Origin of the sequence: Neobacillus niacini (assembly GCF_023715785.1) — a bacterium.
GTDB lineage: Bacteria > Bacillota > Bacilli > Bacillales > Cytobacillaceae > Neobacillus > Neobacillus niacini_E.
Genome location: NZ_JAMBOX010000024.1, coordinates 1 through 21,656, shown reverse-complemented (window position 1 = coordinate 21,656; position 21,656 = coordinate 1). Strand labels below are relative to the sequence as shown.

Annotated in this window: 24 protein-coding genes and 2 rRNA genes; 1 reads left to right on the top strand and 25 read right to left on the bottom strand. The window is 44.5% G+C overall.

Annotated elements, in window-relative coordinates; all coding sequences use genetic code 11:
* Positions 1-6: 6 nt before the first annotated feature.
* The 13 genes from glmU to metG form a co-directional block, all read right to left on the bottom strand.
* Entirely contained in the window at positions 7-1,380 is a 1,374-nt protein-coding gene (glmU, locus tag M3234_RS26410; RefSeq protein ID WP_262307530.1) for a bifunctional UDP-N-acetylglucosamine diphosphorylase/glucosamine-1-phosphate N-acetyltransferase GlmU, read from the bottom strand.
* Positions 1,381-1,582: 202 nt separating this feature from the next.
* Positions 1,583-1,873 (bottom strand): septation regulator SpoVG, encoded by a 291-nt coding sequence (spoVG, locus tag M3234_RS26405; RefSeq protein ID WP_026574035.1) that lies wholly within the window; start codon positions 1,871-1,873, stop codon positions 1,583-1,585.
* 243 nt (positions 1,874-2,116) lie between these two features.
* Positions 2,117-2,491, bottom strand: a complete 375-nt coding sequence (gene ridA, locus M3234_RS26400; RefSeq protein ID WP_262307529.1) for a 2-iminobutanoate/2-iminopropanoate deaminase — start codon at positions 2,489-2,491, stop codon at positions 2,117-2,119.
* The gene (gene purR / locus M3234_RS26395; protein WP_262307528.1) at positions 2,492-3,322 is read right to left on the bottom strand and encodes a pur operon repressor; all 831 of its coding nucleotides are present in this window, start codon (positions 3,320-3,322) and stop codon (positions 2,492-2,494) included.
* A 53-nt stretch (positions 3,323-3,375) separates the two neighbouring features.
* Positions 3,376-4,245: a 4-(cytidine 5'-diphospho)-2-C-methyl-D-erythritol kinase gene (ispE, locus tag M3234_RS26390; RefSeq protein ID WP_262307553.1), complete on the bottom strand. Its 870-nt coding sequence runs from the start codon at positions 4,243-4,245 to the stop codon at positions 3,376-3,378.
* Between the two features lie 269 nt (positions 4,246-4,514).
* Positions 4,515-4,697, bottom strand: a complete 183-nt coding sequence (locus M3234_RS26385) for a small, acid-soluble spore protein, alpha/beta type (RefSeq protein WP_066321877.1) — start codon at positions 4,695-4,697, stop codon at positions 4,515-4,517.
* Between the two features lie 115 nt (positions 4,698-4,812).
* On the bottom strand, positions 4,813-5,076 hold the full coding sequence (veg, locus tag M3234_RS26380; protein ID WP_066321881.1) for a biofilm formation stimulator Veg: 264 nt from the start codon (positions 5,074-5,076) through the stop codon (positions 4,813-4,815).
* A gap of 192 nt (positions 5,077-5,268) precedes the next feature.
* Positions 5,269-6,150, bottom strand: a complete 882-nt coding sequence (gene yabG, locus M3234_RS26375) for a sporulation peptidase YabG (protein ID WP_262307527.1) — start codon at positions 6,148-6,150, stop codon at positions 5,269-5,271.
* Positions 6,151-6,256: 106 nt separating this feature from the next.
* Complete coding sequence (rsmA, locus tag M3234_RS26370) at positions 6,257-7,135, bottom strand: 16S rRNA (adenine(1518)-N(6)/adenine(1519)-N(6))-dimethyltransferase RsmA (RefSeq protein WP_262307526.1); 879 nt, start codon at positions 7,133-7,135, stop codon at positions 6,257-6,259.
* A complete protein-coding gene (gene rnmV / locus M3234_RS26365) occupies positions 7,128-7,688 on the bottom strand; it encodes a ribonuclease M5 (RefSeq protein WP_262307525.1) in 561 nt (186 codons plus the stop codon). The genes rsmA and rnmV overlap by 8 nt, the downstream gene beginning before the upstream one ends.
* 187 nt (positions 7,689-7,875) lie before the next feature.
* Positions 7,876-9,057 carry a G5 and 3D domain-containing protein gene (locus M3234_RS26360; protein ID WP_262307524.1) on the bottom strand — a complete coding sequence of 394 codons (1,182 nt, stop codon included), beginning with the start codon at positions 9,055-9,057 and terminating at the stop codon, positions 7,876-7,878.
* A gap of 238 nt (positions 9,058-9,295) precedes the next feature.
* Positions 9,296-10,063 carry a TatD family hydrolase gene (locus M3234_RS26355; RefSeq protein WP_262307523.1) on the bottom strand — a complete coding sequence of 256 codons (768 nt, stop codon included), beginning with the start codon at positions 10,061-10,063 and terminating at the stop codon, positions 9,296-9,298.
* 110 nt (positions 10,064-10,173) lie between these two features.
* Positions 10,174-12,144 (bottom strand): methionine--tRNA ligase, encoded by a 1,971-nt coding sequence (metG, locus tag M3234_RS26350; RefSeq protein ID WP_262307522.1) that lies wholly within the window; start codon positions 12,142-12,144, stop codon positions 10,174-10,176.
* Positions 12,145-12,625: 481 nt separating this feature from the next.
* Here metG and M3234_RS26345 point away from each other — a divergent pair, with 481 nt between their 5' ends.
* Entirely contained in the window at positions 12,626-12,910 is a 285-nt protein-coding gene (locus tag M3234_RS26345) for an AbrB/MazE/SpoVT family DNA-binding domain-containing protein (protein WP_066321897.1), read from the top strand.
* A gap of 48 nt (positions 12,911-12,958) precedes the next feature.
* On the opposite strand, the gene rsmI is transcribed toward M3234_RS26345, so the two are convergent.
* The 12 genes from rsmI to M3234_RS26285 all read right to left on the bottom strand — a co-directional run.
* Positions 12,959-13,831, bottom strand: coding sequence for a 16S rRNA (cytidine(1402)-2'-O)-methyltransferase (gene rsmI, locus M3234_RS26340; protein WP_262307521.1), 873 nt, complete (start codon positions 13,829-13,831; stop codon positions 12,959-12,961).
* Positions 13,809-14,096: a GIY-YIG nuclease family protein gene (locus tag M3234_RS26335; RefSeq protein WP_066321906.1), complete on the bottom strand. Its 288-nt coding sequence runs from the start codon at positions 14,094-14,096 to the stop codon at positions 13,809-13,811. Before M3234_RS26335 ends, rsmI begins: the two co-directional genes overlap by 23 nt.
* Positions 14,086-14,826 (bottom strand): tRNA1(Val) (adenine(37)-N6)-methyltransferase, encoded by a 741-nt coding sequence (locus tag M3234_RS26330; RefSeq protein WP_262307520.1) that lies wholly within the window; start codon positions 14,824-14,826, stop codon positions 14,086-14,088. Before M3234_RS26330 ends, M3234_RS26335 begins: the two co-directional genes overlap by 11 nt.
* A 63-nt stretch (positions 14,827-14,889) precedes the next feature.
* A complete protein-coding gene (gene yabA, locus M3234_RS26325; protein ID WP_262307519.1) occupies positions 14,890-15,273 on the bottom strand; it encodes a DNA replication initiation control protein YabA in 384 nt (127 codons plus the stop codon).
* 12 nt (positions 15,274-15,285) lie between these two features.
* Complete coding sequence (locus M3234_RS26320) at positions 15,286-16,113, bottom strand: PSP1 domain-containing protein (RefSeq protein WP_262307518.1); 828 nt, start codon at positions 16,111-16,113, stop codon at positions 15,286-15,288.
* Positions 16,114-16,115: 2 nt separating this feature from the next.
* Positions 16,116-17,114, bottom strand: coding sequence for a DNA polymerase III subunit delta' (gene holB / locus M3234_RS26315; RefSeq protein WP_262307517.1), 999 nt, complete (start codon positions 17,112-17,114; stop codon positions 16,116-16,118).
* A gap of 25 nt (positions 17,115-17,139) precedes the next feature.
* Entirely contained in the window at positions 17,140-17,469 is a 330-nt protein-coding gene (locus M3234_RS26310) for a cyclic-di-AMP receptor (RefSeq protein ID WP_066321919.1), read from the bottom strand.
* 120 nt (positions 17,470-17,589) lie between these two features.
* Positions 17,590-18,222, bottom strand: a complete 633-nt coding sequence (tmk, locus tag M3234_RS26305; protein WP_262307516.1) for a dTMP kinase — start codon at positions 18,220-18,222, stop codon at positions 17,590-17,592.
* Positions 18,223-18,249: 27 nt separating this feature from the next.
* Complete coding sequence (locus M3234_RS26300) at positions 18,250-19,692, bottom strand: aminotransferase class I/II-fold pyridoxal phosphate-dependent enzyme (protein WP_262307515.1); 1,443 nt, start codon at positions 19,690-19,692, stop codon at positions 18,250-18,252.
* Positions 19,693-19,766: 74 nt separating this feature from the next.
* Complete coding sequence (locus M3234_RS26295) at positions 19,767-19,991, bottom strand: sigma factor G inhibitor Gin (RefSeq protein ID WP_066321925.1); 225 nt, start codon at positions 19,989-19,991, stop codon at positions 19,767-19,769.
* A 643-nt stretch (positions 19,992-20,634) separates the two neighbouring features.
* Positions 20,635-20,751 (bottom strand): 5S ribosomal RNA (rrf, locus tag M3234_RS26290).
* Positions 20,752-20,839: 88 nt separating this feature from the next.
* Positions 20,840-21,656 (bottom strand): 23S ribosomal RNA (locus M3234_RS26285); the annotation flags it as partial.

The window sequence follows — 21,656 nt, the reverse complement described above, 5'->3', positions numbered from 1 at the left end:
ATTCGCCTATTTTTTCAAATTAAGCTTATCGACGTAATTTTCTTTATTGACTTGATGTGCTCGCGCAATTGATAAAGCGTTGCCAGGTACGTCCTTCGTGATCGTGGAGCCGGCGGCAACATAGGCTCCTTTTCCAATCGTGACAGGGGCAACTAAATTGGAATTACAGCCAATGAACACTTCATCTTCTATTTTTGTTAAAAATTTATTTTTACCATCATAATTCACGGTGATCGAACCGCAGCCGATATTTACATCGCTGCCCACCTCAGCATCACCGATATAGCTAAGATGCGACGCCTTGCTTCCTTTGCCAAAGACAGCCTTCTTGATTTCAACGAAGTTGCCGATTTTCACATCATCATTAATATTTGACTCCGGACGAATATGAGCAAATGGGCCAATGTTAACCTTTGAACCAATTGAACTATTATGGGCGACTGATTGCCGTACCACCGTTCCATCGCCAATTTGGCAGGACACAATTTCCGAATGAGGGCCAATCGTACAGTCGGCACCTATCGTCGTATTGCCTTTCAGCATGGTTCCCGGCAGGATGATCGTATCTGCCCCGATCTTAACGTCCGCTTCAATATAAGTGTTTTGCGGGTCGATAATCGTTACACCATTGCGCATTTGTACTTCATTTATGCGGGCGCGCATGATCCGCTCGGCTTCTGCCAATGCGACACGGTCGTTGACCCCAAGCGTTTCATCCAAATCATTCGTTTGGTAGGCAGTGACAATCTCACCCTGATTTTTAAGGATTTCGATTACATCAGGGAGGTAGTATTCACCTTGAACATTATCATTGGAAACATTCTTCAATGCTTCAAATAACGCAATATTATCAAAACAGTAGGTTCCTGTATTAATTTCCTTGATTTTCCGTTCTGCTTCACTGGCATCTTTATGCTCGACAATTTTTTCAACAAATCCGGCTTCATTGCGAACAATGCGGCCATAGCCTGCAGGGTTCTCAATTCTGGCCGTGAGTACCGTCGCTTTTGCATTTGTTTCCACATGCTGCTTAAACAATGCTTCTATCGTTTCCGCTTTAATTAACGGAGTGTCCCCGCAAACCACAAGCGTTACACCTGATTTGCCCTCAAGCATTTCTTTCGCCTGCATCACCGCATGGGCAGTGCCAAGCTGCTGCTCCTGAAGGGCATAGTGGCAGACATTGCCTAACTGAGCTTTTACCTTTTCCGCACCGTGGCCGATAATCGTAACAATTTCCTTCGTATCGAGCTTGTTAACCTGGTCGACAACGTGTTGAACCATTGGTTTCCCACATACAGGGTGTAGTACCTTATATAGCTTTGATTTCATCCGTGTTCCTTGTCCGGCGGCTAAAATCACAGCGTAACGATTAGACATGGACAGTCCTCCATTTATTTAATCACTCTATCCCATAAAAATATTAACGTAAATGGGGTTGCATTTCAAGAATTGATGGATTTGTGTCTAATGTCTAAATTTTGGATATTTTAGGGCAGTGGGGATTTAGTTGGGGATGAGGGGGTTCTTTTGCAATAAAAAAGAGCCTTACTGAGAAGAAAGGCCCTAGTTGTTTTAATCCTCATGAAGCTCCGGCTTCTTCAAATTCTATTTCCAATTCACCTAAACGGTGGTACTCAGCCAATACCGCTTCTTGAATTTTCCCGCGAGTTCCGGAGTTGATTGGATGCGCAATGTCACGAAATTCTCCATCTGGAGTCCGCTTGCTTGGCATAGCGACAAATAAACCGTTGTTTCCGTCAATAACGCGAATGTCGTGGACAACGAATTCGTTATCTAATGTAATTGATGCAATCGCTCTCATTCGACCGTCGGTATTGACGCGGCGCAGTCTTACGTCAGTTACTTCCATGTGCTCACACCCTTTTTTCAATGTTAGTTAAATAATTCAACAGGATTTTGCATAATCCTTCTTTATTTAAAAACTTTTTTGAAAAATTTGGGCGAATTAGTGAATTTCTTTCAGTAAAAAAGTTGCTCGTCTTATTTGGCTAATAAAAAAGTCTAAAATTGTCTCCAATTTTAGACTTTTTTAACGCATAAATTCAACTACGCCTCTGTCTACGTCCTAACGGACTTGCCAATCGGCGAGTTTTCATTTAACGAGCGCAACTACTTCAATTTCAACCAATGCGTCTTTTGGCAGACGGGCTACCTCGACACAGGAACGTGCCGGTTTATGGACAGAGAAATATTCGCCGTACACTTCATTGACGGCAGCAAAATCATCCATATTTTTAATGAAAACGGTCGCTTTTACGACAGTTTCCAAAGATGCTCCTGCTTCCTTCAGCACAGCCTGCAAATTGCGGAATACCTGATGTGTTTGATCTTTAATATCCCCCGTTACCATCGTTCCTTCGGATGTTAACGGAATCTGGCCAGAGCTGTAGAACATATTATTTACAACAATGCCTTGCGAGTATGGGCCGATGGCCGCAGGTGCCCCATTAGTTTGAACCACTTTCACTTAAATTCCTCCTCGTTTTTGGAAATAGTTTCCAACTTCCACTTTTATTGTTTTATCCTTTACATCTACATTAGATAATTTTACAAGAGAAATATAATCGTCAACAAGCCGTTCTTCGGTTTTTTCCGCTTCCACAAGGACGGCAATGCCGGCAACCTCCGCATTAAATTCCTCCAGCATGCTGATCATGCCGATTACGGTTCCCCCCGCCTTCATAAAATCATCGACAATCAGGACCTTAGCCCCCTGCTTCATGCTCCGTTTCGAAAGCACCATTGTCTGGATCCGCTTTGCAGAACCTGATACATAATTAATGCTGACGGTCGGCCCTTCCGTCACTTTGCTGTCCCGCCGGACAACGACAACAGGGACATTTAATTGGCTCGCCACCGCATAGGCGAGCGTAATCCCTTTTGTGGCAATCGTCATAACCACATCAATTTTGGCATCGGCATAAGCAGAGGCAATAATTCTTCCCGCCTTCTGAACAATCTGCGGACTTCCTAAAATATCCGTTAAATACAGATATCCACCTGGCAGCAGCCTTTCCGAATCGGCTATTAGTTCACAAAGTTCATTCACAAACGGTTCGGCTTTTTCTTTGCTTACATTGACAAAAAACTTTACACCTCCGGCTGCTCCCGGAACGGTTTGCAGGGTGCCGATTCCCCGTTGTTCAAAGGTTTCCTTGACAATGGCCAAATCCTCACTGATGGAGGACTTAGCTGAGTCATACCGGTCAGCGAAAAATGTCAGCGGCACAAGCTGGCGAGGATGGTCCAGCAAATAACTTGTCATATCTATCAAACGTTCACTGCGGCGAAATTTCATAATTACCTCCAAAACCGAATATTCTATATTAAGAATACTACTAATGTGCGCCTTTAATCAAGAGAGTGCCGGCCGCCCAGCATTCTTACCGCAAATACCTGATCACAAAATCCCCTAAGCCCATTGTAAATGCGGTGCATCCTTGAATCATGCTGGACCAGGCCAAAAACGGTCGGCCCGCTTCCGCTCATCAAAACAGCATCGGCACCAAAGCGTTTCATTTGCTCTTTGATTTGGGCAACCTCCGGATGCAGCTTTAAGGTAACGTCCTCAAGGACATTGCCTACATTGCCGCATACCCGTTGATAGTCATTGTGATTGATTGCCTCAATCATTTTACCAATGTTCGGGTGGTGCATTCCCGATAAATTGAGCTGACGATAGACATCTGCTGTTGACACGCCGATAAACGGCTTGGCCAAAATCACCCAGCATGTCGGCGGTGCCGGAAGTTCAGTAATCATTTCTCCCCTTCCTTTAGCGAGTGCCGTTCCGCCATAAACACAAAAGGAGACGTCCGAGCCAATCTCGCTGCCGATTTCAGCCAGTTCATCCAGTGTCAAACCGAGGTCCCATAATTTATTTAAGCCTCTTAATGCAGCGGCTGCGTCACTGCTGCCCCCGGCCAAACCGGCCGCTACTGGTATTGTTTTTTCAATCGATATGGTTACGCCCTGTTTTACATTAAATCGCCCTTTTAAAAGCTGCGCAGCTTGATAGGCCAAATTGCGATGGTCATCCGGTACATAACGGTTATGAGAAAGAATATGTATTTTGTCCTCCTGTAATAAGGTCAGTTCTACCCGATCGGCCAAATCAATGGTGGTCATGATCATTTCCACTTCATGATAGCCGTCGGGACGTTTATGTAAAACATCCAAGGCCAAATTAATTTTAGCCGGCGCTTTTACTAGCAGCTTCACGCTCGTCCACCTACTTTTAAAAATATCCATTGCCCGCCTCTTTAAGTGCCAGGCTGTCCTGTTCCGATTCATATATTGTCCTATTTTACCACAATTTGATAAATGTAAGACGTAGGTATGAATATATCCTATCAAATTTCATAATTTTATCATGATTCTCTATTAAAAAATAGATAAAAAGCCGGACATTTGACCATTTCGCGGTCATTTGCCCGGCTTTGCTGCGGCGATTGTTTGTTTAAGGCATAAGCGTAATCAGCTTTTAAGAACTATTGCCGGCCCCGGCCGGCTAATTGCTGTTCCGCCAGTTCTATGGCTCGCTTTACCATGTTCCCTGCATCTTTTGCCCGAATGCCGCCCCATCCTTCCTTTTGGACGACATCATAAAAACCAAGATCTTTGGCAAGCTCTTCTTTAAACTGACTGGACATGATTCCTCTTCTTCTACCCATCAAAACAACCCCTTTCCACACCGCATTATCGTTAGTATGGATTAATGGAAAGATTTTTAAAGACAGCAAAAAGCAGTAAACCTAGGTTTACTGCTATCTATTGCTATATAACAATTTAGCTTAAAGCTACACTTCCTGCTGTATCTTCATAGAAGGTAATTTGCACAGTTTCTGTCAGTACGTCTGCATAGCTGTAGGAAACACGTTCAAATGCATTTTCGTCCTGGTCCAATTCAATCACGAAAACAGATGGGTACGTCTCAGCAAGGATCCCGGAGCGCTCAATCGTTTTTCGCCGACCTCCGTTTGCCTTTAGTAACAACCTTTTCCCTAAATTTGAATCGAGGGATTTTTTAATATCCGCCAAGGATTTTGTCATTCGATCCACCTCACTATGTTAAGTATATCACACTGACATAGTTTTGTCAAACAAAATAATAAATTATATCAGTCCAACAAAATGATTGTCAATATATTTCATTCCATTTTTTTTGCTAAATTTCAACATTTCTAGCGTTGCCTTATTGGGCGGGGAATATGTATGGAAAAAAATAAGCCCAGAATCATTGGCTTATTCTTCTTCCTGTACAGGTGGGTAAGGCATACCGGTTCTAAGGACACCCTTGGTATCTATTCCTCCAAGACCCTTCTCTCCTGTCAACGTGTTTCGCAGCACATCCCAAACGTTAATTCGTTCCATGAATGGAGTAAAGCTGATTTTGGCGACAATATAGACCGGGTCAAGGGCGTGAATGTTGATTCTGGATGGGGAACTGGCAAAGTTTGCCCCCGCGTAAATTAGCGATTCAAAATGCGACTGGCATGCGCCGGCGAAGATGACCAATTGGTCCAAATGAGGGACTTTTCTCCGTGCCTCTCTGACGGTTTGCACGAAATGCTTTGAATGGCGGTAGGCGTTGATGTCGGTTATTTTCCCTTTTGCCTTTGAATAGGCATCGTGGCCGGTGATCACTAGGATATCAGGGCGGTAATAATCAATCAGACCCCCAATTTTCTGCGGCATCTCCTTTTCGCTGCAATGAATGCCCAGAACAGGAACACCGATTTTTTCATAAAGCGACATGCATTTTTTTAAATAGGATGGGTCGCCATCTAAATGCAGGACTCTTCCGGGTATCTGAAAATATTTGCTAGGCTTGGAATAGCCTCCTGTAGCCGCGTATTCCTGCCTCTCCCTCAATAAATCCACATCCTGGGTAAATAGCTTTAATGACTGTTCTTCAAGAGTTCGGTACTCCTCGGAATGCTTTATGCGCTCATTTTGATCGAGGACAACCAGATCTTGATAAGGGGCATCCGCTACCAGGCGAAAATCCTCGCCAAAAAGAATCGCCATCGTCTGGCCGTTTTGTTTCTGTATGTCAATGACACGAAAAAGAATATCACTATTATACGAACGCCTGCCGACAATATCATTTATTTTTATATCCACTGTCGTCACTCCAATTAGACCGGCAAATATGGCCTATAAATAGGTTTCTTTTTAGGCTATGCATTGTGGGTCGTCCTGGTGAAAAAAAATAGACCTCCTAAAAGGTCTATTTAAAATACGGATATAATTGATCACTAAGCCGGCCAAATTCCTCGATTGAGAGTGTTTCGCCCCGCCGTGACGGCTCGATGCCGCTGGCTTCCAGGGCAGCGAGGATTTCGTCTTTCTTTGCTTTTCCGTCCGGAAGCTGGCTTGTCAGGTTGTTGAGCAGGGTTTTCCGGCGCTGGGCAAAACTTGCCTTTGTCACCTGGAAAAAGAAGTTCTCGTCCTTCACCGTCACTGCCGGCTCTTTCCGTTTTGTCAGCCTGATTACAGCCGAATCGACATTAGGCTGTGGCACGAATACCGTTTTTGGAACGATCATCACGGTCTCGGCCTCGGTATAATACTGTACGGCAATCGAGAGCGAGCCGTAATCCTTTGTTCCCGGCTTGGCGGAAATCCGGTCAGCCACTTCCTTTTGCAGCATGCAGACAATTCCGCTAATCGGCAAATGTTCCTCAAGCAGTTTCATGATGATGGGGGTTGTCACATAGTAAGGCAGATTGGCTACCACCATTAGGTCGTCAAACCCGCTGAATTCCTCGGCAATTACGGAGTGGACATCGGCTTTTAACACATCATTATGAATAATTTTTACGTTTCCATAAGGGGACAGCGTATCTTCCAATATCGGTAACAGCCGCTGGTCGATCTCAAACGCTATCACCTTTTTACTAGAACGGGCCAGTTGTTCGGTTAACGCGCCGATTCCCGGCCCGATTTCGATTGCTCCAGAGTCTTCGGTCAATTCGGCAAAACTGACGATTTTTTTTAATATATTCGTATCGATTAAGAAATTCTGCCCCAGGCTTTTCTTAAATGAAAAACCGTATTTCTCCAGAATGGCCCTGGTTCGCACCGGGGTCGCTATATCTTTATTCATGGTTTTCCTCCTGAAGGACAACAGCTAGCGCTTCAGCAAACTCCTGTTTGCCGATTTGAAACATCATCAGACGTTTATGCAGCTGTTTTCCATTTGTATAGCCAATTTTTAAAAGCTCACCCAGTCGAGACCGCCTTTCCTTCGCGCCGCTGCCGCCAATCAGTCCGGCATCAAGTAAATCCTCTTGGGTGATTTCTTCCATAAGCGTCTCTTGCATGAACTGGGCATCCTTTAGCGCTTCCCTGATGGCATCCGGACTGGCATGCTCGACGCCGATTCCTTTATCGCCTTTGGCCAATGCCGCTTCTTTTGTCAAAAAAGCATGCTTGCAGCCGGGGACGCTTGCTGCGACTGTCTTCCGGATTTTTTCCCCCGGATAATCGGGATCCGTAAAAATGATCACGCCTCTTGTACTATGAGCCCGCTTTATTTTTTCAATTGTAGCCTGATTCACGGCGGACCCGTTTGTCTCAATTGTATCGGCATCGACTGCCCGCTTAATGGCCGTTGTATCGTCCTTGCCTTCAACAACAATAAATTCTTTAATTCTCATTGCTCCTCCAAATACTTTTAAAATAAATCTGAAAAAAAACTGAAACATTTTTGTAATCTTCATCGTCTATATTAACAAACACACTCATACATTAATGGTAAAGAGCAAGTATGTATTTGCTGTTAAGTATAAAGAAATTTTGCAAAAAAGCAAAATGCAGAGGTACGCCCCCTGCATGACAAAATTGCTATTGAAGTATCTTGATTTTTACCTTTTTTCGTCCCCAACGGTATGCATCCGCTTTCGAAGACATGAATACATCGATTTTATTCCCTTTAATGGCACCGCCTGTATCAGCCGCAACAGCATAGCCATACCCTTCTACATAAACCTTGGTTCCAAGCGGGATTACTCTTGGATCAACTGCAATAATCTTCGCGTTTGGGTTAGCACGGAGGTCGAAACCGGTGGCAGTTCGCCCTGAACAGCCGTTGCAATATGCTGTATAGGCCGTAGCTGTAACATAATACTCCGTTCCTGTTTCTTCTGCACCGCGTGATACCTGTAACGCCAAGTCTTTCGTTCCGACAGCCACAACCTGATCCTGCTTTTCTCTAAGTACCTGTTCGCTTATTACTTTTCTTGAGACCTCTTTCCCATTTTCCAACACGACCTCGTATTGCTTGGAAATGAGTCCCGGTTTACCTTGAGTTACTGTTCTTTCTTTCCCTTTTTCCAAGCCTTCATCCTTTTTTGTGATAACGGCAAATTCAACAGGTTCTTCCACTACATCGGTGACTTTTTCTACTCGAATGACGTTAACTACACCATTCACTGCGATGGTTTCTGTTAATGACGGTTCAACTCGGTCTAATTCGTTGAGTTCGATGCCCTGCTGTTTCAAAAAGTCAGCGACCGTAGTCGAAGTGGACCAAACATCTTGCTCTTTTCCACCGTCTACAAGACTCAGACGAAAGGCCAATTGAATGCCGATTTTCATCTTTTCCTTTATTGCCGTCTGCGGGTCAGGGTAAATTTTATCATGGTCGTTCAAGATAATATTCTCTGCCTTTAAAGCTTCTGCTACAGTCCCAGCTGTTGTCCAAATCGTTTTCTTCTCGTTGTCCTTGACAATGGTTACCTGTTTCGCCTGCCTCCAAACAACCTCAAGGTCATCTGTCACCTTGGTATCGGCCTTCGGATGCAAGTAGTCCTGGTCGCGGATGGTTACATCTTGTTCATCCAATATTTCTTTTACGGTATCTGCGTGTGTCTTATAGACCATTGGCTCGCCGTTTAGCGTGATTGCTACCGTCTTCTTGGATCCCTCATAGAGAAGAACCCCGAGAGCTGTCAGCAAAACTACGAAACTAGCAAACACAATGATCAAATTTCTTCCGCTCAAGGACTCGAAAAACAGGCTTTTCATGTTTTTGAATACGATGAAAAACGCCTCCTTTTCTTAGGGGAGATATTTAATAACCTTGCTGTCGGCTGTCAACCTTTGCATACCCTGAGAACATATTCCTAATTATGCACAATACTGGAAATTTTGCAAAGAAAAACTTATCGACACGGTTATCCTATGTTGAAAAGGAGACATGTAGAACTTTTTGTTATTAGAAAAAATTTGGACAAGCTTCTTAGCCTTTCGACAAATTCCTTTATCAGTTTATGGCGAATAAATTTTTAGCATTTCGTGTCGTGGCTTCCGCTACCTCTTCATACGTTAATCCCTTTATTTCGGCAATTTGCTCAGCCACGAGCTTTACATAACTTGGCTCATTCCGCTTTCCGCGATAAGGATGCGGTGCCAGATACGGGCAATCTGTTTCAATTAACAGCTTGTCCAATGGTACTTCAGCTGCAACCTCTTTCGGTTTTTTGGCATTTTTAAAGGTTACCGGACCGCCAAGAGAAATATAGAAATTCATTTTCACGCATTCCTTCGCTGTGTCGGGACTGCCGCTGAAGCAATGCATGATTCCTCCCACTTCTTCTGCACCCTCTTCTTTGAGTATCTCCACGATATCTGCCGTCGCTTCCCGATTATGAATGACAATCGGCAGCTGCACTTTTTTGGCCAGCCGGATTTGCCTGCGAAATACCTCTTTTTGAATCTCCTTTGGCGACTTGTCCCAATGATAGTCAAGTCCCATTTCGCCCAGCGCCACTACCTTCGGATGTGCCGCCAACTCTTCAATCCAGAGCAAATCCTCATCCGTCATGTCGATGGCATCGACAGGGTGCCAACCGACGCAAGCATAAATAAACTCGTATGTTTCAGCCAACTCCATCGCTTTTTCGATGGTCGGCCGGTCAAAACCGACCACAACCATATGGGACACTCCCTCATTCTGCGCCCTTTCGATCACCTCTTCCAGGTCATCATTATACTGCTCCGCATTTAAATGCACATGGGTGTCGAATAACATATCCTAACCTTCTTTCTTTTTCTTCATGGTATTACATATTTTAAAAAATCTACACAAAAAAAGGGGAAATTCCACGAAAATTGTTACACGTGGAACATTCCCCTTTCGTCCTATTTCACTTTTGATCCGTTCGGAAGCGATTGGTCCACTGTTGCCACAGAAAGCTTACCGTCTTTTGAACCGGCAAGGATCATTCCTTGCGACAATTCGCCGCGAAGCTTAACCGGCTTGAGGTTCGTAATACAGATGACTTTGCGGCCGACCAGCTCCTCCGGCTTATAGTATTGGGCAATCCCGGAAACTACCTGACGTCTCTCGTAACCAAGATCAAGCTGCAGCTTTAACAATTTATCTGCTTTCTTGACCGGCTCGCACTCCACGACCTCAGCCACCCGCAAATCAATTTTCATGAAATCATCAATGGAAATTTCCGCGAGTTCCTCCCGTTTTTCATCCTGCTTTTCTTCCACTGCCGGCGTTTCCACTGGAGCGCTGCCCCCTTGCATTTTTGTTTTAATAAACTCTACTTCATCAGTAATTTCTAGTCTTGGGAACAACGGTGCAGATTTTTCCACCTTTGTTCCGCTTGGAATCGCACCAAAGGTTTCAAGGCTTTCCCAAGTCTTTAATGCTTCATCCTGAACACCTAATTGTTGAAAGATCCCATTTGGGGTTCTCGTTAGGAACGGCTGTAGCAGAATCGCAATCCGTCGCAACGATTCAGCCAAATGGACCATCACGCTGGCCAATTCAGCTTTACGAGCCTCATCCTTGGCCAACGTCCATGGCTGTGTTTCATCAATATACTTATTGGTTCGGCTAACTAACTGCCAAATTGCCGTCAAGGCAACGGAAAATTCCATTTTCTCCATTGCTTCCTCATACTTTGTGATGGTTTCCCGATTTACCGCAAGGAGCAATTCGTCAAATTCACCGAGTGAACCGGCATAATCGGGAATCACGCCGGCAAAATACTTTTCAATCATTGCAACAGTACGGTTTAATAGGTTTCCGAGGTCATTGGCAAGGTCAAAATTGATTCTTTCAACAAATCCTTCCGGAGTGAACACACCGTCGGCCCCAAATGGCACTTCTCTTAACAAGTAATAGCGCAATGCATCCAGGCCATAGCGGTCGATTAATGTTACCGGGTCAACAACGTTGCCCTTGGACTTCGACATTTTCCCATCCTTCATCAACAGCCAGCCATGGGCAAACACTTTCTTTGGCAGCGGCACATCGAGAGCCATTAACATAATCGGCCAATAAATTGTGTGGAAGCGAACGATTTCCTTCCCTACCAGATGAACATCGGCCGGCCAGTATTTTAAATAGTTGGAGTCATCCTCTGTACCGTACCCAAGGGCCGTAATATAATTGGATAATGCGTCAATCCACACATAGATAACATGCTTCGGATCTCCCGGCACCTTGATTCCCCAGTCAAATGTTGTCCGGGATACAGCCAAATCTTCCAGTCCCGGTTTAATAAAGTTATTGATCATCTCATTTTTGCGTGACTCCGGTTGAATGAATTCAGGATTTTCCTCGTAATATTGCAGGAGACGATCCACATATTTGCTCATTTTGAAAAAATAGGACTCTTCTTTTACCTTTTCTACCGGGCGGCCGCAATCGGGACAATTTCCTTCAACAAGCTGTCGATCGGTATAAAACGATTCACATGGCGTACAATACCAGCCTTCATACTGATCAAGATAAATATCACCCTGCTCCAGAAGCCTCGCAAAGATTTTTTCAACAACGTGTTTATGTCTGTCCTCGGTAGTCCGAATAAAATCGTCATAGGAAATCTCCAGCTTGTTCCAAAGTTCCTTGATTCCTGAGACAATTTCATCGACGTAGGCTTGAGGCGTTACCCCTTTTTCTTCGGCTTTGCGCTGAATTTTTTGCCCATGCTCGTCCGTTCCTGTCAAATAGCGGACATCAAACCCGCGCATTCGCTTATATCGGGCCATCGCATCGCCTGCCACGGTTGTATAGGCATGTCCAATATGTAAATTTCCACTAGGATAATAAATCGGTGTGGTAATGTAAAAAGTCTTAGCGTTTTCTGCCATCTTTAAGCCCTCCCTTAAGGCAATTCGCAAGCAATCCCACCTAAACAGTATTGCCTGTTTTTTTCCCTCCTATATCATCAAAATATACCTAAAATTGCGTTTAAGTGCAAGAAACCACCTTTTTCGGGTTCCAGTTTTTAAAAATTTTTACCTTTTACACCCATAAATGACAATCATCTCTCGAACTATATTTTGGATAAAAACAAATATTGATGTAGAAATTTGTCGAATCCACCGACAAAACCTTGATTTAATAGTTAACATTACAATAATATTAAAAACCTGTTTTTATTGGGATTTTAAGAAGAAAACGCTATCTAATCAGTAGTTTAGTCCCAGGAAAAAATTATCAATTATTTTTCAAAATAAAATAATTGACGAATATGGGAAAGGCTGGTATTATTAGGATTAAGAAATTTGTCGAATAATGGCGAATTATAATAGAGATAAAGAAAGATAATTTATGAGAGGAGATTTTAAAATGAAATCTACTGGTATTGTTCGTAAAGTTGATGAATTAGGACGCGTGGTTATTCCGATTGAATTAAGACGTACTCTTGGAATCGCTGAGAAAGATGCGCTTGAAATTTATGTTGATGACGATCGCATTATCTTAAAAAAATATAAGCCAAATATGACTTGCGCTATCACTGGCGAAGTTTCTGATGATAACTTGGCACTTGCAGGCGGGAAATTAATTCTTAGCCGTGAAGGTGCAGAGCAATTAATCAAGGAAATCCAAAGCAATTTTGAAACTGCAAAGTAATGATAGATATATAAAAAAAAGAGGGCTCTCGGAGTCCTCTTTTTTTGGCTAATCAATATGGTATGCCTGGTATACATCACGTTTATTGAGGCCCCGGTCTTTGGCGGTTTGTTTGATGGCGTCTTTTGAGGCCATATTCTTTTCGGAAATATAATGGGCAACATGTTCTTCCACTGTCATTGGAGTCCACCAGTTTTCGGTGTCCTCGTCCTTGGCCTCGCCTCCTTCGACAATGAGGCAAAACTCACCGCGGATTTCCTCCTGGCTTGCCCATAAAACAGCTTCCTCAAGACTGCATCTGATAAACTCTTCAAATTTCTTTGTCAATTCCCGGCATAACGCAATCCTGCGGTTCCCTAGTACCTCTGCCATCAAGGTCAAGGTTTCCTTTAGGCGATGGGGTGATTCATAAAAAATCATCGTCGCCGTTTCATGCTTCAATCCCTCCAATTCTTCACGCTTATCCTTTTTATTGCGGTGGAGGAAGCCGTAAAAATAAAACGGCTGACAAACAAGACCAGAAGCAATTAAGGCTGTCAGTGCCGCATTGGCTCCGGGCAGCGGAACTACTGTTAACTGCTCTTGAATCGCCTGGGAAACAAGCTCGTACCCGGGATCTGAGATCGCCGGTGTCCCAGCATCGCTGACCAAGGCAATTTTTTGGCCATCCCGCAATTTTTGCAGTAGTTTTTCCCCGCTGCTCGCTTTATTATGTTCATGATAGCTGACAATGGGATTGTCAATTTCAAAGTAATTTAACAGCTTTTTGGTGTTCCTTGTGTCCTCGGCAGCAATCAGGTCGGCTTCCTTCAAAATTCGGACCGCCCGGAAGCTCATATCCTCCAAATTGCCAATCGGCGTCGGGACAAGATAAAGAATCCCCTTTTGTTCCTCATTCTCAAAGCTCTTTTGCTGCCACATCGTCATCACCTTTTTCCATTGCAATAAATTCCAGCTTCTGCTTGCGGGGCAGCCGTTTGAAGTGGTACTCCGCACTCATCGCTTCGCTTTTGTTATCATAACTTTTATAATAGGTCAGTTTAACCGGGCCTCTGCCTCGTGTATACTTGGCACCCTTGCCTTCATTATGCAGTTTGATTCTTCGGTCGAGATTATTTGTGTAGCCGCCGTAAAGGCTGCCGTCTGCACAGGTCAATACATAGAAAAAATGTCCGCTACTCTCCATATAAAATCTCTCTGATCTGTTTTGTATATTCATCATCTTCATTATAGACAATGATCGGTGGAAGAATCTTTATATCCGGATTACCGTCCTTGATCGCCTCAACCAATATCGTATTGGCTTCCTTCCCAAGCTTTGGGTAAACAAATTGAATGCGCTTTGGTTCGAGCCGGTACTGGCGCATTAACGTGATAATATCGAGCAGCCTGCCCGGACGGTGCACGAAGGCGACCTTCCCCCCCTGTCTCACTAAATCACTGGAAGCCTTGATGGCATCCTCCAGTGTACAGAGAATTTCATGGCGGGCGATGGCCAGATGTTCATTTGGATTCATTTCGCTTTTTTCCGGCGTTTTAAAGTAAGGCGGATTGCAGGTGACCACGTCAAACTTGCCATAGCCTAACCTCTTCGGCATCTCTTTAATGTCTCCATGGATCATCATCAGGCGGTTTTCCAGCCCATTGTATTCAATGCTGCGAACAGCCATATCGTAAAGTCGTTCCTGGATTTCGACTCCAGTAATATTCCCTTTTGTCCTTGCACTTAAAAATAACGGTATGACCCCATTTCCGCTGCACAGGTCGATTAAATTGCCTTTTTGAATTGGAACATAAACAAACCTTGCCAGCAAAACGGCATCAAGCGAAAAAGCAAACACAGACGGGCTCTGGATAATCCGCAAATTTTCCGCCAGTAGGTAATCAAGCCGCTCATCACCCTTCAAGTTGACCACTATTGCTCCGCCCCTTTACCAATATGTATGAAAATGGAGGCTGACGTCATCAGCCTCCTCAGATTATTTTTTATTTAGAAAAGATAAACAAAATAAACAATCGCCTTCCTTGCGCAAGCTTCCGAAATGCAGATTGCAAATATGGAAACCCTCATGATACAGGCGGGCCAAATTGTCATAGCCTTCACCGACATCAAACGGTTTGGCGCCAGGAGCTTGACTTGCGGTTTCCCCGGTGCCTTGCCCAAGTTTTTTCTTGCCATCCTTCCTGTCTACTTCCGTGGTTACATCTAAACGGCGCCTTAAATGTTCATTTTCCAACTTTAAACTATGATTTTCTTCTAGTATTTCGGCTAAATGCTCCTTTAATTCCCCGAGCTGTTGGTAAAGATGGCCAATTTGTGTTTCCATATTACTTACTGATTCAAATATTTCTTTTTTATCCACGTCTAACACCTCTTAATCTGTGGATTGGATCGAAAAGGCACCTTCTTTAATGATTTCATCCAAAGTATACTCCAGAACCCGATCTTGTCCTACTAGTTCCACTTGCAGAACACGCTCCAAAATATTTAAGCCCACTACTTTTCCCATCCCATTTGGTGTTTCGAGTATCTCTCCCAAATCAGGCAGCTGCTCTTTGGCAGATTCATATTCATCATTTTCATACTTTAAGCAACACATCAGCCTGCCGCATAAACCAGAGATTTTCGTAGGGTTAAGCGATAAATTTTGGTCCTTCGCCATTTTGATTGAAACCGGGTCAAAGTCACCCAAAAACGTGGAGCAGCATAGCATTCTCCCACATGGGCCGATACCGCCGAGCATTTTTGCCTCATCGCGGACACCGATTTGCCGCAACTCAATCCTCGTGCGGAAAATCGCCGCCAGATCCTTTACAAGCTCGCGAAAATCCACCCTTCCGTCCGCTGTAAAGTAGAAGATTATTTTATTTCGATCAAATGTATACTCAACATCCACCAGTTTCATATCCAGTTGATGTTCCATTACTTTTTCATTGCATACTTCATATGCTTCCCGGGCCGCCTGCTTATTTTCCTCAACAATCATCCGATCCTTTGGATCCGCAATTCTGACAACCTTTTTTAACGGCAGGACAACATCGTTCTCGGCTACCTGTTTTTTGGCAACCACAGCTCTGCCGTATTCCACGCCGCGAACGGTTTCGACAATGACAAAGTCATCCTTTTGAATTGGGAGGTCTCCGGGATCGAAATAATAGATTTTCCCCGCTTTTTTAAAGCGTACTCCTACAACATCATACAAATTCAAGATCCCTCCTGCAATTTTAACACAAGCTGTTCCATCATCAGCTGAGGATTCATGTTCGCTGAAAGCTTCTTGTTTGCGTCAAGAATAGCTGACATTTGAGCCGTTAGGCGCCGTCCAGATGTTCGCAGGGCAAATTGCTTTAACCGATCGCTCTCTCCCTTAAAAACAATTTGCTCCTCTTTATCCAGTTGAATATATAGTAAATCTTTAAAAATAAGAAGTAATAGATCTAAACCACGATATTGCTGTTCTTTCTCTTTAAAATGCTGGAACCATTCCGTCTGAAGCATGACCAACGCCTCAAGATGATTCTTTTCCAACACCTCATATAATTTTACCACTATTTTTTGGGCTTGTGCAAACCATTCATCGACATTTAATGCGAGCGCTTCATCGAGACTGTTGGTCAATTGCGCCAAGAGCGGCGCCTTTTTTGGCTCCACACCGTTTTCAATTAATTGTTTTACCAATTTTTGTGGCGGGAGCGGCTGAAACGATAAGGTTTGACATCTTGATAGAATGGTCGGCAGCATCTGCTGCGGCTGCTCGGTCAATAAAAAAGCTGTTGTTTCCGCATTAGGTTCCTCCAAGAACTTTAGCAAACTGTTGGAGGCACTTATGCTCATTTTATCAGCATGAACCAGCAGGTAAACCTTACGTAAAGATTCTACACCTTTTTTGGAAAACTCCGCCTGCAGGGCACGAATTTGATCCACCTTGATGGATTGTCCGTCAGGCTCGACAAGATGGACGTCAGGATGATTCCCGCTTTGAATCCGCCGGCAATTATGGCAGGCTTCGCACGGTTTATAGCCGTCGATTCGAGATTGGCAAAACAGGGCGCGTGTGAGCAATAACGCTATTTCCTTTTTGCCGGTCCCTCTTTGGCCTTCAAGAAGGTAGGCATGGGCCACCCGATTTTTTACTATGCTATTTTTTAACATCCGGAGAACAGCCGGCTGCAGCTCCTCAAGTTGATCCCATGTTTTAACCACGCATTATCACTCACTAACCTTTATTTTAAAAATGCAAAAATTGCTCAATTGGCAACACGAAGACGGTTGCTCCCCCAACTTCTACCTCGACAGGATAGGGGACGTAGGAGTCAGCGTTGCCGCCCATTGGCGATACGGGGGAAACCAGCTGTTCGCGGGCCCTGCAGTTGTCCTTGATGATCTGTAGGGCTCGGTCGACGCGAATGTCCTCGGTACCGATAATGAATGTGGTGTTTCCCGATTTGAGAAACCCTCCTGTACTAGCCAGCTTCGTTGCCCGAAAATTATTTTCCACCAATGCCTTTGATAACCGGTTGCTATCCTGGTCTTGAACTACAGCGATAATTAACTTCATCAAAACCACCCTCTCCTTCGAGTTTTTCCGATACTATAGTGTTTTTCTATATTATAACAGTTTCTTGGCTTACGTTCATTTGCAATAACTAGAAGATTGTTATTTTTATAAAAAAAAGCCCTACAACGCAGGCTTTTTTTCGGCTAATTTTGTTTGAACCAGCTCCAGGGTTCTTTGAAAAACCTCATCGATTGCTCCTGAAGCATCTATTTTAACGATTCTGTCCGGAAACCTTTCCATTAGGATATGATATCCTTCTCTCACTTTTTGATGAAACTCTAGCTTTTCCAGGTCCAGGCGATTGATTTCTCTGCCTTTATTTTTATTGATGCGCTGCAGCCCCAGCTCCGGTTCAATATCAAAATAAACTGTCAGTTCAGGCAGCATATTCTCGATCGCGAATTGATTGATCGACCAGACCTCTTCAATCCCTAATCCGCGGGCATAGCCCTGGTAGGCCAATGAACTATCAACAAACCGGTCACACAGGACAATTTTCCCCTCTTTCAAGGCGGGCTTGACCCGCTCGGCCAAATGCTGCCGTCTGGCGGCGGCATAAAGCAATGCTTCTGTGCGAGGGTCCATTGCCGTATTTTCCTTGGCTAGAATCACCCGACGGATTTGCTCGGCAATATCAATGCCACCCGGCTCTCTTGTCACAAGGACATTTTGCAGTCGCTCCGCTACCATGCCAAGGATGGTCGTTTTCCCTGCACCGTCCGGCCCTTCAAATGTAATAAATACTCCGTTCATTTTATGTACCTCCAAATCTGTCATTTCTTAAGGTGCCCGAAAAACTTTCAGCAAACCTTGTTTTATCATAGATCCTCCCTGAAACCGCGCTCCCCTGGTCAACAACAGTTGCAGCTGTTCCAATTTATCCCTCGTTATGTATTCTCCTTTTAGCAGCAACGGGATTCCTGGCGGATAGGGAATAATTGTTTCCGCACAAACACGTTCCAATGCTGTTTCTAGGGTTGTTTCCTCTGTTTCCAAGTTATCTATTACTTTGTATCCGAGAGCCAAACCTGAAATTTTATGCTCCGGATCCAAACGGACGTAATCGGCTTTATTGAAAATCGTTTCTGTCTCTAAAGACTGCTTTATTTTAGCTGCGGTTTCAGCAAAAGGATATGCTTGCCCAGCTTGTAATAACGGCAACACAAACAGGACATTATACGGGTCAGCCAACTCCGTATAGATGGAATAATCCTCCAATCGCTTTTGCAGCTCAAACCCGGTTAAACTGCAGCGCGATTGGATTGTGACTTTTAGTAAGTCGCCCCGGCCGTCAGGAAAGTCCAGCACCTTAATTGTCGGGATACTGTTCAATTCCTCTTTAAAGCGGGAAATTTCATCCATCATAAAGGACAAATCATTCCCATTGTATGTCTCCAAATAGCCCCTTGCCAAATCAAGCGATGCCATGATGGGGTAAGAAGGGCTGCTGGACTGGAACATCGCCAGATACTCCCCCAGCTTGTCCATATCAATCAGCCTACTTTTAACATGCAAAAACGACCCCATTGTCATCGCCGGGAGCGTTTTATGGGCTGATTGGACAACTATGTCTGCGCCCAAAGAAACGGCAGAAGCCGGGAATGGGCCGCCAATAACGAGGTGGGCACCATGGGCTTCGTCCACCAATACAGGAATGTTATGCAGGTGTGCATGCTCCACAATGGCCTGCAGGTCATTAACCATTCCATAGTAATTCGGATAGGTTACTATGACCGCTTTGGCTTCAGGATAGCGACGTATGGCCTCTTTTACCGTTGCAGGACATACGCCGCCGGCCACTTTCCATTCTTCGTTATATTCCGGCTCAAGGAAAATCGGCCTTGCCTTAGCCAGGCTTACTGCATTTAACACTGACTTGTGACAATTTCTTTGAACCAGCACTATGTCATCTTCGGAACAGACAGCCATGATCATTGCCAAATTACCAACGGTGGAGCCATTGATCAGGAAATAACTTTTGGCTGCCTGGTATAGTCCAGCCAAAAGAGTTTGGGCCTCTAAAATCGCCCCTTCCGGCGAATGAAGGTCATCTAAACCTGATAACTCGGTCGCATCAAGCATCAAGATATTTTGAAAAAAGCCATCCTCACTAGCGTCCATAACACGTCCATATTTATGTCCGGGGACATGGAACGAGATTGGCTCCTTTCGGGCGTGTTCTGCCAAGGCATTATATAAAGGTACATTTATTTGCTTATTCATGTAAATACATCCTTTTAAGAGTCTTATCTATTTTCTCGTTTTAAGCAAAAAAAATAAAGCCCTTAAAGGACTTATCATGAAAAAATTTCCGGTGTAGTAATTTTTTTTAGTTGTTTTAAAAAGTATTTATACCTAGGGTCACTTGTTTCGGTTTGGATTAAATCATGTTCACACTCCGTACAAATAAAAGAAGTGTATAGATGTATGCCTTTTGGTTTAAGATTCTCACAGATCACGCATTTTTCTTCAAAATGATTATGTGCATACAAACTCAAGTCTCTCCACCTCCATACACCCATTCTGTCCGACAAATACCATTTGTATACAATTTTTAGAATTTTCGTCTCGGCCTCAGTTATATTTTATGTTCCTATTTTCGTTTGGGTGTATGTCTATTGGTGAATTCTTTGCGAACAATTCGTACTTTTTTCGGGATTAGGGCAGTCGGTAGGGTGGAAATTTGGGGGCTGTTGTTTCAATGAGGTGGATTGGCGCAATGGAAACGTGAATTTCGGGGTGGGACTGCTTTCATTGACTGGATTGGCGTGGTGAGAACGTGGAATCTGCACTTTACTGCTCCAATATGGCCGACTGACGCAGTTTGAGGCTGAAAATTAGTGGTTTACTGTTCGAATCGGCCGTATTGGCGTGGTTTTCGGACGAAATTTCGGCATTTACTGCTCAAATGGATCCCATTGGCGTAGTTTTATGGTGAATTTTCGGCATTCTGTTCACCAATTTGGCCCTAAGAAAATTATATCTGCGGTGTTTCACTATATATCTGCGATAATCCGGATATATCCGCGGTAATTTGAGTTATATCTGCGATAAATTAATTATATCTGCGATCATCCCAATATATCTGCGATGCCCCATTTTTAAAGCCAATGACCCTTTTAAAAACGCAAAAAAGACAACCATTTTTCAGGTTGTCTTTCGCTGGCCCGGCAACGTCCTACTCTCACAGGGGCTTTCGCCCCAACTACCATCGGCGCTGAGAAGCTTAACTTCCGTGTTCGGGATGGGAACGGGTGTGACCTTCTCGCCATAGTTACCGGACTATTTATTTTAAAGGGTTCATTCCCTCAAAACTAGATAATGCAGAAGAAGTAGTAAAAACGAGTTTCGCTTATTCATAAAATATGATTTGGTTAAGTCCTCGATCGATTAGTATCAGTCAGCTCCACATGTCGCCACGCTTCCACCTCTGACCTATCAACCTGATCATCTTTCAGGGATCTTACTAGCTTGACGCTATGGGAAATCTCATCTTGAGGGGGGCTTCATGCTTAGATGCTTTCAGCACTTATCCCGTCCGCACATAGCTACCCAGCGATGCCTTTGGCAAGACAACTGGTACACCAGCGGTGCGTCCATCCCGGTCCTCTCGTACTAAGGACAGCTCCTCTCAAATTTCCTGCGCCCACGACGGATAGGGACCGAACTGTCTCACGACGTTCTGAACCCAGCTCGCGTACCGCTTTAATGGGCGAACAGCCCAACCCTTGGGACCGACTACAGCCCCAGGATGCGATGAGCCGACATCGAGGTGCCAAACCTCCCCGTCGATGTGGACTCTTGGGGGAGATAAGCCTGTTATCCCCGGGGTAGCTTTTATCCGTTGAGCGATGGCCCTTCCATGCGGAACCACCGGATCACTAAGCCCGACTTTCGTCCCTGCTCGACTTGTAGGTCTCGCAGTCAAGCTCCCTTGTGCCTTTACACTCTACGAATGATTTCCAACCATTCTGAGGGAACCTTTGGGCGCCTCCGTTACTCTTTGGGAGGCGACCGCCCCAGTCAAACTGCCCACCTGACACTGTCTCCCACCCCGATCAGGGGTGCGGGTTAGAATTTCAATACAGCCAGGGTAGTATCCCACCGACGCCTCCACCGAAGCTGGCGCTCCGGCTTCTCAGGCTCCTACCTATCCTGTACAAGCTGTACCAAAATTCAATATCAGG

What these genes read in the sequence shown, in the direction of transcription:
- tmk (WP_262307516.1), bottom strand. Translation starts at nt 18,222, where the DNA reads ATGAACGGAGTATTTATTACATTTGAAGGGCCGGACGGTGCAGGGAAA.
- rsmA (WP_262307526.1), bottom strand. Translation starts at nt 7,135, where the DNA reads ATGAATAAAGATATAGCGACCCCGGTGCGAACCAGGGCCATTCTGGAG.
- metG (WP_262307522.1), bottom strand. Translation starts at nt 12,144, where the DNA reads ATGGCAGAAAACGCTAAGACTTTTTACATTACCACACCGATTTATTAT.
- glmU (WP_262307530.1), bottom strand. Translation starts at nt 1,380, where the DNA reads ATGTCTAATCGTTACGCTGTGATTTTAGCCGCCGGACAAGGAACACGG.
- M3234_RS26385 (WP_066321877.1), bottom strand. Translation starts at nt 4,697, where the DNA reads ATGGGTAGAAGAAGAGGAATCATGTCCAGTCAGTTTAAAGAAGAGCTT.
- spoVG (WP_026574035.1), bottom strand. Translation starts at nt 1,873, where the DNA reads ATGGAAGTAACTGACGTAAGACTGCGCCGCGTCAATACCGACGGTCGA.
- M3234_RS26300 (WP_262307515.1), bottom strand. Translation starts at nt 19,692, where the DNA reads ATGAATAAGCAAATAAATGTACCTTTATATAATGCCTTGGCAGAACAC.
- M3234_RS26335 (WP_066321906.1), bottom strand. Translation starts at nt 14,096, where the DNA reads ATGGAGAGTAGCGGACATTTTTTCTATGTATTGACCTGTGCAGACGGC.
- M3234_RS26295 (WP_066321925.1), bottom strand. Translation starts at nt 19,991, where the DNA reads ATGGGTGTATGGAGGTGGAGAGACTTGAGTTTGTATGCACATAATCAT.
- M3234_RS26310 (WP_066321919.1), bottom strand. Translation starts at nt 17,469, where the DNA reads ATGAAGTTAATTATCGCTGTAGTTCAAGACCAGGATAGCAACCGGTTA.
- rsmI (WP_262307521.1), bottom strand. Translation starts at nt 13,831, where the DNA reads ATGTGGCAGCAAAAGAGCTTTGAGAATGAGGAACAAAAGGGGATTCTT.
- M3234_RS26360 (WP_262307524.1), bottom strand. Translation starts at nt 9,057, where the DNA reads ATGAAAAGCCTGTTTTTCGAGTCCTTGAGCGGAAGAAATTTGATCATT.
- purR (WP_262307528.1), bottom strand. Translation starts at nt 3,322, where the DNA reads ATGAAATTTCGCCGCAGTGAACGTTTGATAGATATGACAAGTTATTTG.
- veg (WP_066321881.1), bottom strand. Translation starts at nt 5,076, where the DNA reads ATGACAAAATCCTTGGCGGATATTAAAAAATCCCTCGATTCAAATTTA.
- M3234_RS26355 (WP_262307523.1), bottom strand. Translation starts at nt 10,063, where the DNA reads ATGTTATTCGACACCCATGTGCATTTAAATGCGGAGCAGTATAATGAT.
- rnmV (WP_262307525.1), bottom strand. Translation starts at nt 7,688, where the DNA reads ATGAGAATTAAAGAATTTATTGTTGTTGAAGGCAAGGACGATACAACG.
- M3234_RS26345 (WP_066321897.1), top strand. Translation starts at nt 12,626, where the DNA reads ATGAAATCTACTGGTATTGTTCGTAAAGTTGATGAATTAGGACGCGTG.